This window comes from Nocardia sp. NPDC058480 (genome assembly GCF_042720495.1).
In the GTDB taxonomy this organism is placed as follows: Bacteria; Actinomycetota; Actinomycetes; order Mycobacteriales; family Mycobacteriaceae; genus Nocardia.
In genome coordinates, this window is record NZ_JBHXMN010000005.1 from 187424 (window position 1) to 202250 (window position 14827).

Genomic DNA, 14827 nt, shown 5'->3' on the forward strand with positions numbered 1-14827 from the left:
CATCCCCTGCGACGAATCTACCCCACCCCCCTAATGTCTGCCGCCCGGTAGGCCCGAACGTGGTTACTCCCCTAGACTGTGGGCTGATAGCGAATTCGCCGGTCGGGATGCACTTCGCGGGACACATGATGAAGGGTGCCGGGGTTGACGACTGCGACCGCCATGGTTGGTGTGCACATGACCGGATCGGAATGGTTCGGTTCCACACCGGGGGGACTCAACCGGTATTTCACCGATCTGTATCGAGCACTCGCGCGTCAGCCGGAGATGACGGTGACCGCGTCCGCGTTCGGCACCGCCGACGACGCGAGCGCCGGATCATGGGGACCGACGGGCGGTTCGACACTGCACCGCACCCGCACCGCGCTGCTCGCACGCTCCGAACTCACCCCCGGCACCGTCCTGGACCGGCACTTCTGCCTGTACGGCCCCCTCGCCCGGACCGCGACGACGAAGCTGCCGCTGGTGGTCCACTTCCACGGGCCGTGGGCGCAGGAGAGCGCGATGGCCGGCGAATCGGCCCGTGCCGTGCGGGCCAAGTACCTGTTCGAACGACTGCGCTACCGCGGCGCCGACCGATTCATCGTGCTGTCGGGCCACTTCCGTGACGTGCTCGAACGCGACTACCACGTGCCCGCCGACCGGATCTCGATCATTGCGCCCGGCGTCGACCTGGACCGATTCCGCGCAGCACCGCTCGACACCACCGCCACGACCCGGACTGTGCTGTGCGTGCGCAGGCTCGAGCGGCGCATGGGTATCGATGTGCTGTTGCGGGCCTGGCCGCGGGTATCGGCCGCGCATCCCGACGCTCGACTCGTGGTCGTCGGCACCGGTACCGCCGAAGCGGATCTGCGCGCCGAGGCGGCGCAGCTCGCGGGCACCGTCGAGTTCACCGGCCGGGTCAGCGACGACCGGCTCACCGAGCTGTACGCCGAAGCCGCCGTCTCTGTTGTGCCGACGGTCGCGCTGGAGGGCTTCGGCCTGATCGCCCTGGAATCGCTGGCCGCGGGCCGGGCGCCGATCGTCACCGACTGTGGCGGATTGCCCGATGCCGTGCGCGGTCTCGACCCCACCCTCGTCGTCCCCGCCGGCGAGCCCGACGCGCTCGCCGCCCGGCTCGTCGCCGCCCTCGACGGCACGGTCCCCGACCCGGCCGCCTGCCGCGCGCACGCGGAGACCTTCACCTGGGACATCGCCGCGGACCGGCACGCTGCCCTGTATCGGGACCTGCGATGACCCGGGCTGTCTTCCTCGCACACACCGCGGCACCGTCCGGCGCCGAACTCGCCACGCTGCGACTGCTCGACGCCTTGCGCGCCACCGGCCGCTATCAGGTCACCATGATCTACACCGAGGACGGACCGATGGTGGCCCGGATGCGGGCCCGTGACATCGAAACCCGGGTGGTAGCGGGACAATTCGACTCGCGCGCCATGCGTATCGGTACCGGGGCGCTCGGACTGATCATCGGCTTCATCGCCCTGCTGCGGTTGGGCTGGGCCGTCGGCGCGGTCGTCGACGAGACCCGCGCCGATGTGGTCGTCGCCGAAAGCACCAAGGCACTGGTCCTCGGCGCTGTCGCCGCGCGCCGCGCGCGTGTTCCCCTGGTGTGGCAAGTCCACGACCGGGTCTCCCCTGACTACTTCGGCAAGCTTCCCGCGCTGGCGATCCGCGTGCTGGCCCGGCTCGTGTGCCGGGGACAGCTGGCCAACAGCCGCGCGACCGCTGCCACCCTGCCCGCCGGACCAGCTACCGCGATCGCCTATCCGGGTGTCGAACTGCCTGCGGCACCAGCGGTTCCGCGTACTCGCCCGGCCGCGGCGGCTGTTGTCGTCGTAGTCGGCAGGCTCAGTCCGTGGAAAGGCCAGGACGTCTTCCTGCGCGCGATCGCCGCGCTGCGCGTGCGGCCCGGCCGGGTGGTCCTGGTGGGCGGCACGTTCTTCTGCGAGGAACCGTACCGCGCACAGCTGGAGAAGCTCGCGGCCGAGTTGGGCGTGGCCGCGGAATTCACCGGCCATGTCGACGACCCCGCCGAATATCTCACCGCCGCGGACATTCTCGTGCACTGCTCGGTCCTGCCGGAGCCCTTCGGGCAGGTCGTCGTCGAAGGCATGGCCGCGGGCTGCGCGGTGGTCGCCGCGACACCGGGCGGTCCCGCCGAGATCATCCGCACCGGGATCGACGGCCTGCTCGTCCCCGGTGGCGACGTCGCCGCCCTCACCGCCGCGCTGGAAACCCTCCTCCACGACCCCGCCGACCGTGCCCGCCTCGCCATCGCGGGTCGCGACCGCGCGCGCGACTTCGACATCCACACCAGTGCCCGGACGGTCGCCGACTTCCTCGACACCATGGTGACCCGCGGTGACTGAGCACGATCGCTACCTGGCCACCGTCACCACCGACGTCTTCCCGCACGTACAGGCGGTCCCCCCGGAAACCGGCGCGCAGCGCCGACCCGACGACGAGCACGGATCCGGCAAGCACGACAAGTCCAGCCCGCTCGCGGTCCTGCGCGATATCGGGTTCGTCAGCTTCGGCAAGTACGGGCAGTATCTCGTCACCTTCATCACGGTGCCGCTGATCGCCCGGGTGCTCGGCGCGCACGGTCTCGGGCTGCTCGCGATGGCGATGTCGGCCTATTTCATCGGCTCGCTGATCGTCGATCTCGGCATCACCTCGTTCATGGCCGCGCGCGTGCCCGACGCCGAGGACAACCACGGTGCCGGAACACGGTTCGCGGCGATCAACCAGTTGCGCGGCGATTACCTCGCCGTGCGGCTGAGCCTGCTGCTGATACTCGGGCTGGCACTCGGTGCCGGCCTGGTGTTCGGGGTGCCCGAACCGGTGCAGATGATCCTGCTCGGCCTGTTCGCGGGCGGGTTCTGGTCGATGTCGGAGGACTGGCTGCTGATCGGTCAGGGCCGTTTCGGCGCGTCGACGGTCTATCAGGGCATCGGGCGGCTGGGCTACCTCGCCCTGTTGGTCGGCGTGCTGCCGCGCATGCCGAGTGCGCAGGTCGCGGTGCTGTGCCTGCTGGTGTCGTCGGTACCGACGGTCGTGGCCACCTGGATCGACACGTCCCGGCGCTACGGCCGGCCATCGCGGCCGCGCGATGTCGGTGAGCTGTTGCGCACGGGCGCGCCGGTATTCGCCTCCCGCTTGCTGATCACCACCTACGGCCAGGGTGCCGCCGCGATCTATTCGGTGGTACTGAACGCGGCCGCCCTCGGCCTGTACTCCGCGGGCGATCGCCTCGTTCGGGCCTTGCAATCGCTGCTCGACCCGATCGGTTTCGCCCTACTGCCGCGCATGGCGCGACGCAGTAGCGACGGCAACTTCTGGCGTGACAGTGTGCGGGTGCTCGCGGCCTGTGTCGCGCTGGCCGCGCTGGTGAGTGCCCTGGTGTGGGTCACGGCCCCGTTCTTGATCGAGGTGATCTTCGGCACCGAATTCCTCGGCGCGACATCACTGCTGCGGATCGAAATCCTGATCCTGCCCGCCACCACCGTCACCTCGTTCGTCACCACCGCGATCCTGCCGGTCCGCCAGGACACCTTCGGTGTGCTCGCCGGCGCCGTGATCGGCACGGTGATCGCGGCCTGCGCGCTCGGGCTGACCTTCCGCACCCACTCGGTACACACCCTCGTCTACGGCAGCGTGCTGGTCGAATACACCGTCGCTGCCTGGTATCTCGCGCGGGTCAGGATGCTGGTCCTGCGCGACCGGCGTAACAAGGACCACTCCGCATGAAAATCCTCTTCATCGGCGACGACTGGATCGGCAGCAATGCCCGCTCGCTGGCCGACGGTTTCCGTCAGGCGGGCCACGATGTGCTCGTCGTCGACTCGACCGCGATCACCTTGCCGACCCGTTTGTCGCCGCCCTGGATCTACGCCAAAGCACGCAAGGAACGGGCGCCGTGGGAGGTGCGCGGATTACACGAGCGAATCGAACGTAGCGCTGAGGCCTTCGATCCCGATATGGTGTTCGTGTTCAAGGGAATCCATCTCGACCAGCGCAGATTGCTCGATCTGCCAGCCGCGCTGCATGTGCATTACAGCGCCGACGATGTGGCGAACCCGGAAAATCTCACCTCCGCCTACCTCGCGCACGAGCCCGAGTGGGATCTCGTGGTCACCACCAAGCGCCACAATGTGCCCGAGTTGCGGGCGCGCGGCGCCCGGGCCGTCGGTTTCGTTCGCAGCGCCTACGATCCGGCCTGGCACCACCGGACCGCCCGCCGCGACGGACGTGACTACCTGGTCGGCTTCATCGGTGTGTGCCGCCCCGACCGCCGCGCCGCGATGGTCGAACTGGCCGGGCGCTACGGCGAGCGCATGCTGGTGCGTGGGCCCGGCTGGCGCCGGGTACCCGAACTGCGCGCCACCGGTGCCCACGTGGGCAGGGCCGTCTATGGTGCCCAGTATTCGGCCGCGGTCGCCCAGGTCGGCGCGAACCTGGTGCTGCTGAACTCCGACAACCGCGACACCCACACCTGCCGCACATTCGAAGTGCCCGCTGCCGGTGGACTTTTTGTCGGCGAACGCACCGATGAGCACGCCGAGCTGCTCGACGACACCACCGAATGCTTCCTGTTCTCCGATACCGGCGAACTCCACGACATCCTCGACCGGTGCGCGGCCGAACCCGACACCGTCGCCGCGGTGGCCGCCGCCGGGCACCGCCGCGTCGTAGCCGATGGGCACCGCTATGTGGATCGGGCGCGCGAGATCGTCGCGCTGGCGCAGGAGGTCAGGTCCTGACCGGTTCTGCCACCGTCGCCGCCGTCGCCGCCGCGCTGCTCGTCATCGCGGTCGCTGCCCTGTGGGTGCCCGGCGTCGCCCGGGTGTTCCTCATCGCGCAGGCCGTGTTCTGGTCGCTGTCGTATGTGGCGCGACCGCTGGTGCTGCTCGCGGTGCGGCCCGAACCGCACTTCGGTGACAACGTGCCCGATCCGCGTCTGGCCGATCTCGGCTACGACCGCGGGATCGCGCTCGCGTTGCAGCATGTCGTCTTCGGGCTGTGGGTGTACGCGGCGCTGGTTGTCGCCTATGCGATCTGGGCGCACCGCAGGCCCCTGCGCCGTGCCGCCGCCCTCGACGATCCGGATTTCGTGCCCGCGCTGATCGCGCTGTACGTGCTCGGCATGCTCGGGCGCGCGGCAGGCACCGCGTCCGGGTCGGCGGGCACCGCGGGTGAGGTCGACAGCGCCAACCCGCTGCTGGCGTTCCTCGCCGTCCCGGCCTCGATCGCCGCGATCGGCCTGATCATCTTCCTGCGACCACCCGACCCGCGCCGCACCGCCGTCATCCTCGGCTGTCTCCTGGTCGGTGAGCTGTGGTGGTCGTCGGTGGTGCAGTCCAAGACCCCGATCCTTGGCGCCGCCCTGGCACTGGCCATCCGGTTCTCGATGATGGGCTGGAATCGGCGCACCGCCCTCGGTGTCGCGGGCATCGGCGTGATCGGTGTGATCGGCTTCGGCTGGCTGCAGTCGTTCAAGTCCACCGGCACCGCGGCCCGCGATGCGGCCTCGGTCGATGCGATCTACCCGGAAACCGTGCAACCGTTCTTGAGCATCCTGCGCCGGTTCGATCTACTCGAGGCCGCGACCGACGCACTGTTCTACGGTCCCGGCGGCTGGCTGACACCGACCGAGGTGGCCCAGCACGCCAGTCTGAGCCTCATCCCGGCGCCGCTGCTCGGGCTGGAGAAGTTCCAGTCCGGGACGGCGTGGGCGAACGAGGTGCGCGGCGCCTCGGTGGATATGAGCACCGTGACGGTCTCGCTCGCCGAGGGAAATTTCAACGAGGGCTATGTGCTCGGCGGTTACACCGGGGTCGTCGTGTGCGCGGTGTTCACCTTCGCGCTACTGCTGGCCTGGTCGTATTCGCTGTATTCGCGGTGGTTTCCGGTGGTCGTGCTCGGTTTCGCGATCACCGGCGCCTCGACGCTGTTCGAGCGCGGGATTCTCGGCAGCATGGAGAATCTCGGCAAATTCGTGCAGACCGCGGTGCTGGCGTGGCTGGTGTATCTGGTGGTCGAGGAGTTCCGGCGCACCGAATCATGTGTGGTATCAGGGGAAATGGAGTCCCAGCGATGGGTTTGATCGATATCTGGCGCATCGTACGACAGCGATGGCTGTTGATCGTGGGTGTTGTGCTGGTGTGCACGGCGGCCGCGTGGACTTACGCGCAAACACTGCCGAGCACCTATGCGGCGTCGAGTTCGATGTATGTGTCGATGGCGACGGGCACCTCGGTCAACGACTCCTATCAGGGTGGTCTGGCCGCGCAGCAGCGCGTGCGGTCCTACCTCGATCTGGCGGCCTCGACGACGGTCGCGGCGCGGGTGGTCGACGAGAGGGGATTGAAGCTCACGCCGGAGCAGATGCGCGCGCGGATCACCGCCAGTTCCCCGCCCGCCACCTCGGTGATCGTGATCTCGGTGCAGGATTCGACGCCGGCCGGCGCCCGCGATCTCACCGATGCCGCGGTGGCACAGTTCCGCAAGCTGGTCGACGAGCTCGAGTCCATCCAGCGCGACGCGGCACCGGCAGCGCGGGTCGCCGTGGTCGACCGGGCGCAGGTGCCGAGCACGCCGCTGGAACCGCCGCCGAGCCGGATCGTGCTCCTGGGTCTGATCGCCGGTCTCGCTCTCGGTGGCGGCGCGGCGCTGCTGCGCGAGCGCACCGACCGTTCGCTGCGGACCTCGGATGCCGTGGCGGCCGCGTTGCCCGTTCCGGTGCTCGGTGTGATCGATGCGGGCAGGCCGGGTGCCGCGGGTGAGACGCGGCGGTTGCGCAGCCGCCTGCTTCAGCACGACCCCGCGAAGTCCGTGCAGCTGACGAGTCTGTCGCCGCGGTCGGAGCCGGATGTGGCGATGGCACTTGCCCGTTCGCTGTCCGACAGCGGTCAGCACGTGGTGCTCGTCGACGCCGACACCAGCGGCGGCGGCAGCACCGAGTTCATCACCAGCGACAGCCCGGGGCTGGCGGCGGTGCTGCGCGCCACCCTGCCCGTCGCCAAGGCGCTGACGCCGTGGTCGGAGACCGGGATCGCGTTCCTGCCGCTCGGTGCGGCCGATCAGCAGACGCCGGATCTGCTCGTGTCGGCCCGGTTCGCCGATCTGCTCACCGACCTGACGTCGCGTTTCGACCATGTCATCGTGGAGACCGCGCCGGTCACCGTCGCCGCCGACGCGATCGGCGTGGCACCGCTGTGCGACGCGACCGTCGGCATCGTCGAACTCGGTGCGCTGTCCAGGCCCGGATTGCGTGGCGCGCTCGCCACTCTCGGCGCCGCGAAACTCACCGGAGCGGTGGTGTACAGCAGACCGTCGGCTCCTCTGGCCCGTTTCCTGGAACGGCTGCCCCTGTGAACGAGGAATCAGTGGGGCGGCGGCGGCTGCTCGCGGCCACCTTCGGCGCGGCGGCGGTGCTGCCATTGGCCGCGGCGTGTGCCGCCGACCCGGAACCGAGTGCCGAGTTCCGGTCACCGCACGTCAGCGATACGCCCGCGGCCCGCAACGTCCGCGATTTCGGGGCGATCGGCGACGGTAAAGCCGACGATACGGCGGCTATCGCGGCAGCCGCGGCCGCCAGGGACCGACCGGTGGTGCTGTATTTCCCGGCGGGCACCTATCGCGTCCGGTCGTGGCCCGAAATGCCGGACTACGCAACGGTTCTCGGCGACGGCGGGGACTCCAGCGTCGTGTTCTGCGAGGAAGATGTCACGCTGATCCGGTTGGAGAAGCGCAGCCGGGTACGGTTCTCCCGCATCGGTTTCTATCTCACCGGACCGCGCGCCACCGGTTTCGTGCTGTCGGAATGCTTCCGCTGTTCCTTCGACAGTGTCGTGATCCGCGGAAATCACCTCAGCGACAACCATCCTCGCTTCCTCGCCCAGCGTGGCGTCGTGCTGGATCGCAATACCGGTGGCACCGCGTTCATCAACTGCGATATCAACAATTTCGGGGTCGGGCTGGAAACGCAGTGCATCCAGAACTACGTCACCTCATCGAAATTCACGAGTAACTATGTCGGCGTGCTCGGTACCGGCAACGACCACAATGCCGGCTTGGCGCTGACCAACGTCGAATTCGTCTCCGATCGCGATCCGCGCACCACCGATCGCCATCTCATGGTCGACGGTGCGGCCAACGACTGGTGGCTCACCAATATCTGGTTCGAGGGCGCCGATATCGCGGTCTCGGTCGGGACACGCGGTAAGGGCGGACCCGCCCAGTTCGGCATGGTCAATTGCAAGGTGGCGGCCCGCTCGGTCGGGATCGATCTCGCGTATTGCAGGCAGCCGTATCTGGCGAATGTGGTCTTCGATCAGGAATCCGACCGTCCCGCCGCCGAATTGCGCATCGACCCCACCGACTGCGCGGAGGGCACCGCGATCAACCTCATCTCCGGCACCTCCGACGATCTGCGGGCCGGAGTGTTTCCCGACGGGTGGCAGGTGATCGGGCGCAGCGGGATGCGCACCTCACGGTTCACCGGCACCGTGATCACCCGCGCCGGGCACGGCGACGCCGATCTGTTCCAGGCGCAGGGCAACGACGGCTCCGTCCGCTCGGCCGTATTGTCCAGCGGCGCTTGGCTATCCGACCACGCCGAGGCCGGACTCGTGCTCAAGGACCCCGCCGGTAGCTACTGGCGGCTGGCCGTCGGCACCGACGGCGCGTTGCGCACCGTGGCCATGGGCAAACAACGGCCGCGACAATGAGTTCGTCGTATGCCTCGGTGGTGCTGGGACCGGTGCGCCTGCACGGTGTCACGGTGCGGCTGCGACCGCCGGCTTTCGGTGATTTCGCCGAGTGGCAGCGAATTCGCCTGCGGGATCGCGACTGTCTCGAACCGTTCTGGTTTCGTTCGCCGTTGACCTGGGAGCAGCGGCACACCGCGACCCGCTGGGTGCGCGAATGCCTCACTGCCCGAGCCGAAGCCAGGGCGGGACGACGGGTGAGCACCGTGCTCGAGATCGACGGCAGGTTCGCCGGGCAGCTCGAGCTGGTCGGTATCGACTCCGGTGCCGCCGAGCTCAGCGTGTGGGTCGACGCCGAGGTAGCCCGGCGCGGTGCGGGTGGGCTCGCCGGGTCGCTGCTGCTCGACTTCGGCTTCGGCACTGTCGGTCTGGAGCGGATCACCGCGCCGATCGCCGTCACCAATGCCGGTGCACGGCGCGCGGTCCGGCAGCGCTGGACGATGGAAGCGGTCATGGCCGGGTACTTCGACGTCGGGAGCGGCCGCGTCGACCATGAGCTGTGGTCGGTGACCAGCGATCGGATACCCGCGGGCGGGTTCGCCGCGGACTGGCTCGACGGCTACCTCGCGACGCACCCCACTGCCGAGACCCCGCCCGACCACCCCGGCTCGACGACCGGTGCCACGATATCGAGGCGCACGGTTCTGCGAGCCCGCACACGCTACTGCCTCGGCAGGATGCGCCACATCGCCGACCCCTTGCGCGCCGCTACCGCGGGCACGCCCCGCGACGAGCGGGGTTCGATAACGTTACGACGCTGGCGCACCGGCGATTTCAGGTCCCGCCGCGCCGCGCGGATCCGCGCCAGGCCACTGCTCGCACCGACGGCACAGCCCGCGGACTGGGCTCGGCTGCACACCAGGCGGGAGTGGTGGCGGGCCAGGGCGTCGTCTCGCATGGGGCTTCGCGGCAAGTACGGCGTCGTCCTCGTCATCGAGGAAGCAGGCCGATACGCCGGCGAGTGTCGTCTCTTCGATCAGGACATGTTCGATCGCAATGTCCGTGTGGCCGTGTGGGTTTCACCGGAGGATCCCCCGGAGATCGCGGTCGGCACGTTACGTCTGCTGATCACGCACGCCACCGAGCGGCTCGGCATCTGGCGAGTGGCACTGGCTGTACCGTCCGCCGACCACGCGGGTGCGGCGATCGCCCTCGACGCCGGTCTGCGCCACGAGGGCACCATGCACCACTACCGCGGTGTCGACGGCGAACTGACCGATCACGAGCTGTGGGCATTCAGCACCGCACGCACCACCGCGACGTGCGTACCCGGCACCGGAGGGGAACACCCATGACAGCCCACCACGGCTTCGATCGCAGCAACGCGCTGCAAGCGCGCCTGCACGACCTCGTTCCCGGCGGCGCGCACACCTACGCCCGCGGCGCCGACCAGTATCCCGAGTCCATGGCGCCGATCCTGGTGCGCGGCAACGGCCCTCACGTCTGGGATGCCGATGGCAATCGCTATGTCGAGTACGGGATGGGCCTACGCGCGGTAACTCTCGGCCACGGCTACGCCCCCGTACTCGCCGCGGTGTCGGCGGCGATCGTCGACGGTGTCAGTTTCAGCCGACCCACCGAGCTGGAACTGCTTGCCGCACAGGACTTCCTGTCGCTGGTACCCGGTGCCGACATGGTGAAGTTCGCCAAGAACGGCTCCGATGCCACCACCGCCGCGGTCCGCCTGGCCAGAGCGGTGACCGGCCGCACCACCATCGCTGTCTGCGATCAGCCGTTCTTCTCTGTCGACGACTGGTTCATCGGCACCACCGAGATGGCGGGCGGCATCCCCGCCGTCGACACCGTGAAGTTCGCGTACAACGATCTCGACGCGCTCGCGGCGACACTGGCCGACGGCGCCGTCGCCGCGGTCTTCATGGAGGCCGCGACCGCTATGGCCGAACCGCTCCCCGGCTACCTGGAAGGTGTTCGCGCACTGTGTGATCGGCACGGCACGCTGCTCGTGTTCGACGAGATGATCACCGGCTTCCGCTGGTCGGCGGGCGGCGCCCAGGCCGTCTACGGCGTGACACCCGACCTGTCGTGCTGGGGCAAGGCGATGGGCAACGGCTTCCCGATCTCCGCGCTAGCGGGCAAGCGCGAATACCTGGAGCGGGGCGGGCTGCGCACCGATCAGGAGCGGGTATTCCTGCTCTCGACGACGCACGGCCCGGAAACCTCCTCCCTGGCCGCGTTCCGGGCGGTGGTGCACGCCTACCGCGCCGAGGACCCCGTCGGACGCATGGAACAGGCGGGCCGCGCACTCGCCGACGGGGTGAACGCGATCGCCGCCGACCTCGGCATCGCCGATTTCCTCCAGGTGCGCGGTCGGCCGTCCTGCCTCATCTATCGCACCATGGACGCCGAAGGCGCACCCTCGCAAGCATTTCGAACCCTGTTCCTCCAGGAACTGCTGGTCCGCGGCGTCCTCGGCCAATCGTTCGTCACCTCCGCCGCCCACGACCCGGACGCGATCACCACCACGATCGCCGCGTGCGCCGAGGCCGCCGAGGTCTATCGCCGCGCGATCGAGCGCGGCACCGTCGACGGACTGCTGCGCGGCCGTCCCGTCGCCCCCGCACTGCGCCGCACCGCGGCGCCCCGACAGATCGAAGCGAGCACCCTGCGATGACCCGTGTCGCCATCGTCCACGAACGCTTCACCGAGTTCGGCGGCTCCGAGGCCGTCGTCGGCGAATTCGTCGAAACCTGGCCCGATGCCGAGGTTTTCGCGCCGATCGTCGCGCCGGGCGGCCTGCGTGAACCCGTGCGCACCGTGCACGACACCTGGCTCAGCAAGGCGCACACCTACACCGGCGGTAGGCACGCCCCCTTGCTCCCGCTGGTCCCCCGCGCGCTGCGTCGAATGCCGTTGCGCGACTTCGATGTCGTCGTGATCAGCCATCACGCGTTCGCCACCCAGGCCGCCCTGGCCGGCGACGCGCCCGTCGTCGCCTACGTGCACTCCCCCGCCCGCTGGGCCTGGGATCGCGAGTTCCGCGCGCAGGAGGCAGGCGGAAGGGTCGGTCAACTCGCCCTCGGCGCCCTGGGCACCCTGGCTCGGCGCGGCGAACTGCGCGCCGCACCGCGGCTGACGCACGTCATCGCCAACTCGCACGCGGTCGCCGAGCGGGTCACCAACTGGTGGGGTCTGCCCGCCTCGGTCGTCAACCCGCCCGTGCAGGTCAGCCGTTTCACCCCCGACCCCACGGTGGAGCGCGAGGACTTCTTCCTGTGCGCGGGCAGGCTGGTGCCGTACAAGCGCGCCGACCTCGCCATTCGCGCCGCGCAACGAGCGGGGGTTCGCCTGGTCGTCCTCGGCGATGGCCGGTTCCGCGCCCAACTCGACGAGATCGCCGGATCGGAGACGACCTTCCTCGGCGCCACCTCCGGCGAGCTGCTGCAGGACATGTACCGGCGCTGCCAGGCCCTGCTGATGCCCGGCATCGAAGACTTCGGCATCGTCCCGGTGGAGGCGATGGCCTGCGGCACCCCGGTGCTCGCGGTCGGCGCCGGCGGCGCCCTCGACACGGTGCGCCCCGGTGTCACCGGCGAATACGTCCCGGCCGGATCCGATGACGACGTCGTCGCGGCGCTGGCCGACCGCATGCGCGAATTTCGATCGGCGGCCTACGATCCCACGACGATCCGCGAACACGCCAACACCTTCGCCCCCGAGGTGTTCCGAGCCAGGATCGCGAGCACCGTCCGCGACGTCCTGGCGGACCAGCCACGGCGGTAGCGACAAGTTGCCTGAAACTCCCGGTTACTGAAAGTATCTGTCACACATACCCTTTGACCTGCGACGACAGGTGACAATTCCCACATGGCGATGCCGCGCCATTCGCTTGCCCGCCTAGGTTACTGGCGAGTACGGTAGGCGTAGCCGAGACGACGATGTGCCCGGTTTCTCTCCAGCCATTCAGTTGCTGGACCTCAACCGTTGATTTCGCATCCACCGCCGCATGCCGATCACTGTTGCATGACACTGTGTTTCGAGATTTTCAGGAGGGGCGATGGTTTCCTACATCGTGACAGGCGGTACCGGATTTCTGGGTCGGCGTGTGGTGCGGGGGCTGCTCGCAGCCGACCCCACCGCGATCGTGCACGTGCTGGTGCGCGCCGAGTCGCTGACCAAGTTCACCGCGCACAATGCGCAACATCTCGACGGCGACCGCGTGTTCGCGCTGGTCGGCGACCTGACCGCCGAGGGCCTCGGTCTCGGCGACGGTGCGCCGCGCGCTGATCACGTGCTGCACCTTGGCGCGGTCTACGACATGACCGCCGACGAGGAGACCGCCCACGCGGCCAATGTCGCGGGTACCCGCTCGGTGATCGAGCTGGCCCGCAGCCTCGATGCCACCCTGCACCATGTGTCCTCGGTGGCGGTGGCGGGCGATCATCGCGGCAAGTTCTTCGAGGAGGATTTCGACCTCGGCCAGAACCTGACCTCGCCGTATCACCGCACCAAGTTCGCGGCGGAGAAGCTCGTTCGCGAGACCACCGACGTGCGCTGGCGGGTATATCGCCCGGCGATCGTGGTCGGTGATTCACGGACCGGCGAGATGGACAAGATCGACGGCCCCTACTACTTCTTCTCCGCCATCTCGACGCTGGCCACCCTGCCGTCCGAACTGCCGTTGCCGCTGCCCGACCTGGGCGCGACCAATGTAGTGCCGGTCGATTACGTCGCCGAGGCGATGGTCCGCCTGGTCCGGCGCGAGGGTCTCGACGGGCGCACGTTCCACCTGGTCAACCCGCGACCGCAGCCGTTCGGGGAGATCTACCGTGCGCTGGCCACCGCCGCGGGCGGTCCTGTCGGCATCGGCACCGTGCCCGGCAGCGCCCGTGCGCTGAACGGGCTCGGCCACGTCCCCGGCGCCAACGCGGTACGCGACTTCCTGTTCGAGCAGGCGGGCATCCCGGCCGAGGTCGCGCCGCATGTCGGTTTCACCGCCGAGTTCGTCGCCGATTCCACCCAGGCGCAACTGCCCGGACTCACCGTGCCCGCGTTCGACACCTACGCGGACCGGCTCTGGGATTTCTGGCGCACCAACCTGGACCCACACCGCGGCCGTATCGCCGCCGACGCGCAGCCGCTCTCGGGGCGCACGGTGCTGATCACCGGGGCCTCCTCGGGCATCGGTCTGGCCACCGCGCACACCGTCGCCCGCCGGGGCGCGATCGTGCTGATGATCGCCCGTGGCGTCGAAGACCTCACGGCCGCAGTAGAATCCGTGCGCGCGGAGGGCGGCACCGCTTTCGCCTACCCCTGCGACATCACCGACGCGGAGTCCGTGGACCTCCTGGTGAAGACCGTGCTGACCGAACACCACCACGTCGACTACCTGATCAACAACGCGGGCCGCTCCATCCGCCGCTCGGTAGCCAACTCCGTGGATCGTATGCACGACTTCGAGCGCACCATGGCGGTCAACTACTTCGGTGCCGTGCGCCTCATCCTGGGGTTGCTCCCGTCGATGCGCGAACGCCACTTCGGCCATATCGTCAACATCTCCTCCATCGCCGTGCAGACCAAGGTCCCCCGCTTCGCCGCCTACGCGGCGAGCAAGTCCGCACTGGACAACTTCAGCGATATCGCCGCGGTCGAAAACCGTGGCGACGGAGTAACTTTCACTTCTATCCGGATGCCACTGGTCCGTACTCCGATGATCGCTCCGACCGAGCTCTACCGATCGCTGCCGCTGCCCGACCCGGACCGGGCAGCCGACATCGTGGTCCGTGCGCTGCTGGAACGCCCCGACCGCATCGACACCCCCGTGGGCACTTTCGCCCAGGCGGTCGAGATGTTCCTCCCGTCGCTCAAGCGCACAATCCTGCACACCGGCTTCCGCTTCTTCGGTGAATCCACTGCTGCACAAGGCAAGTCGGCTCCCAGGGCGACCGCCGATGCTGCCGAACCGACACGCAACGCCCTCACCGTGCTCGGCCCGGTCCTCGCACCACTGATGGTGATGCCCAACTCGGCGGCCCGCATGAGCCGGGTACTGCCCGGGGTGCACTGGTGACCTCGCACTGATACCCGGCCGGTCG

General features: G+C 69.0%; 11 protein-coding genes. All 11 read left to right on the forward strand.

What is annotated here, in order from left to right; genetic code table 11:
• Nucleotides 1–177 precede the first annotated feature (177 nt).
• The gene (locus tag ACFWO8_RS15020) at nt 178–1239 is read left to right on the forward strand and encodes a glycosyltransferase family 4 protein (protein WP_378950137.1); all 1062 of its coding nucleotides are present in this window, start codon (nt 178–180) and stop codon (nt 1237–1239) included.
• On the forward strand, nt 1236–2372 hold the full coding sequence (locus ACFWO8_RS15025) for a glycosyltransferase family 4 protein (RefSeq protein ID WP_378950139.1): 1137 nt from the start codon (nt 1236–1238) through the stop codon (nt 2370–2372). Before ACFWO8_RS15020 ends, ACFWO8_RS15025 begins: the two co-directional genes overlap by 4 nt.
• 139 nt (nt 2373–2511) lie before the next feature.
• A complete protein-coding gene (locus ACFWO8_RS15030; protein WP_378950916.1) occupies nt 2512–3753 on the forward strand; it encodes an oligosaccharide flippase family protein in 1242 nt (413 codons plus the stop codon).
• Nucleotides 3750–4766 (forward strand): glycosyltransferase, encoded by a 1017-nt coding sequence (locus ACFWO8_RS15035; protein WP_378950141.1) that lies wholly within the window; start codon nt 3750–3752, stop codon nt 4764–4766. Before ACFWO8_RS15030 ends, ACFWO8_RS15035 begins: the two co-directional genes overlap by 4 nt.
• 44 nt (nt 4767–4810) lie before the next feature.
• Entirely contained in the window at nt 4811–6109 is a 1299-nt protein-coding gene (locus ACFWO8_RS15040; protein WP_378950919.1) for a hypothetical protein, read from the forward strand.
• A complete protein-coding gene (locus tag ACFWO8_RS15045) occupies nt 6100–7380 on the forward strand; it encodes a GNVR domain-containing protein (protein ID WP_378950143.1) in 1281 nt (426 codons plus the stop codon). The genes ACFWO8_RS15040 and ACFWO8_RS15045 overlap by 10 nt, the downstream gene beginning before the upstream one ends.
• Nucleotides 7377–8735 carry a glycosyl hydrolase family 28-related protein gene (locus tag ACFWO8_RS15050; RefSeq protein WP_378950145.1) on the forward strand — a complete coding sequence of 453 codons (1359 nt, stop codon included), beginning with the start codon at nt 7377–7379 and terminating at the stop codon, nt 8733–8735. The genes ACFWO8_RS15045 and ACFWO8_RS15050 overlap by 4 nt, the downstream gene beginning before the upstream one ends.
• Complete coding sequence (locus ACFWO8_RS15055; protein ID WP_378950147.1) at nt 8732–10069, forward strand: GNAT family N-acetyltransferase; 1338 nt, start codon at nt 8732–8734, stop codon at nt 10067–10069. Before ACFWO8_RS15050 ends, ACFWO8_RS15055 begins: the two co-directional genes overlap by 4 nt.
• Nucleotides 10066–11406 (forward strand): glutamate-1-semialdehyde 2,1-aminomutase, encoded by a 1341-nt coding sequence (locus tag ACFWO8_RS15060; RefSeq protein ID WP_378950149.1) that lies wholly within the window; start codon nt 10066–10068, stop codon nt 11404–11406. The genes ACFWO8_RS15055 and ACFWO8_RS15060 overlap by 4 nt, the downstream gene beginning before the upstream one ends.
• Nucleotides 11403–12515, forward strand: coding sequence for a glycosyltransferase (locus ACFWO8_RS15065; RefSeq protein ID WP_378950151.1), 1113 nt, complete (start codon nt 11403–11405; stop codon nt 12513–12515). Before ACFWO8_RS15060 ends, ACFWO8_RS15065 begins: the two co-directional genes overlap by 4 nt.
• 274 nt (nt 12516–12789) lie before the next feature.
• Nucleotides 12790–14802 carry an SDR family oxidoreductase gene (locus tag ACFWO8_RS15070; protein ID WP_378950154.1) on the forward strand — a complete coding sequence of 671 codons (2013 nt, stop codon included), beginning with the start codon at nt 12790–12792 and terminating at the stop codon, nt 14800–14802.
• Nucleotides 14803–14827: the final 25 nt, after the last annotated feature.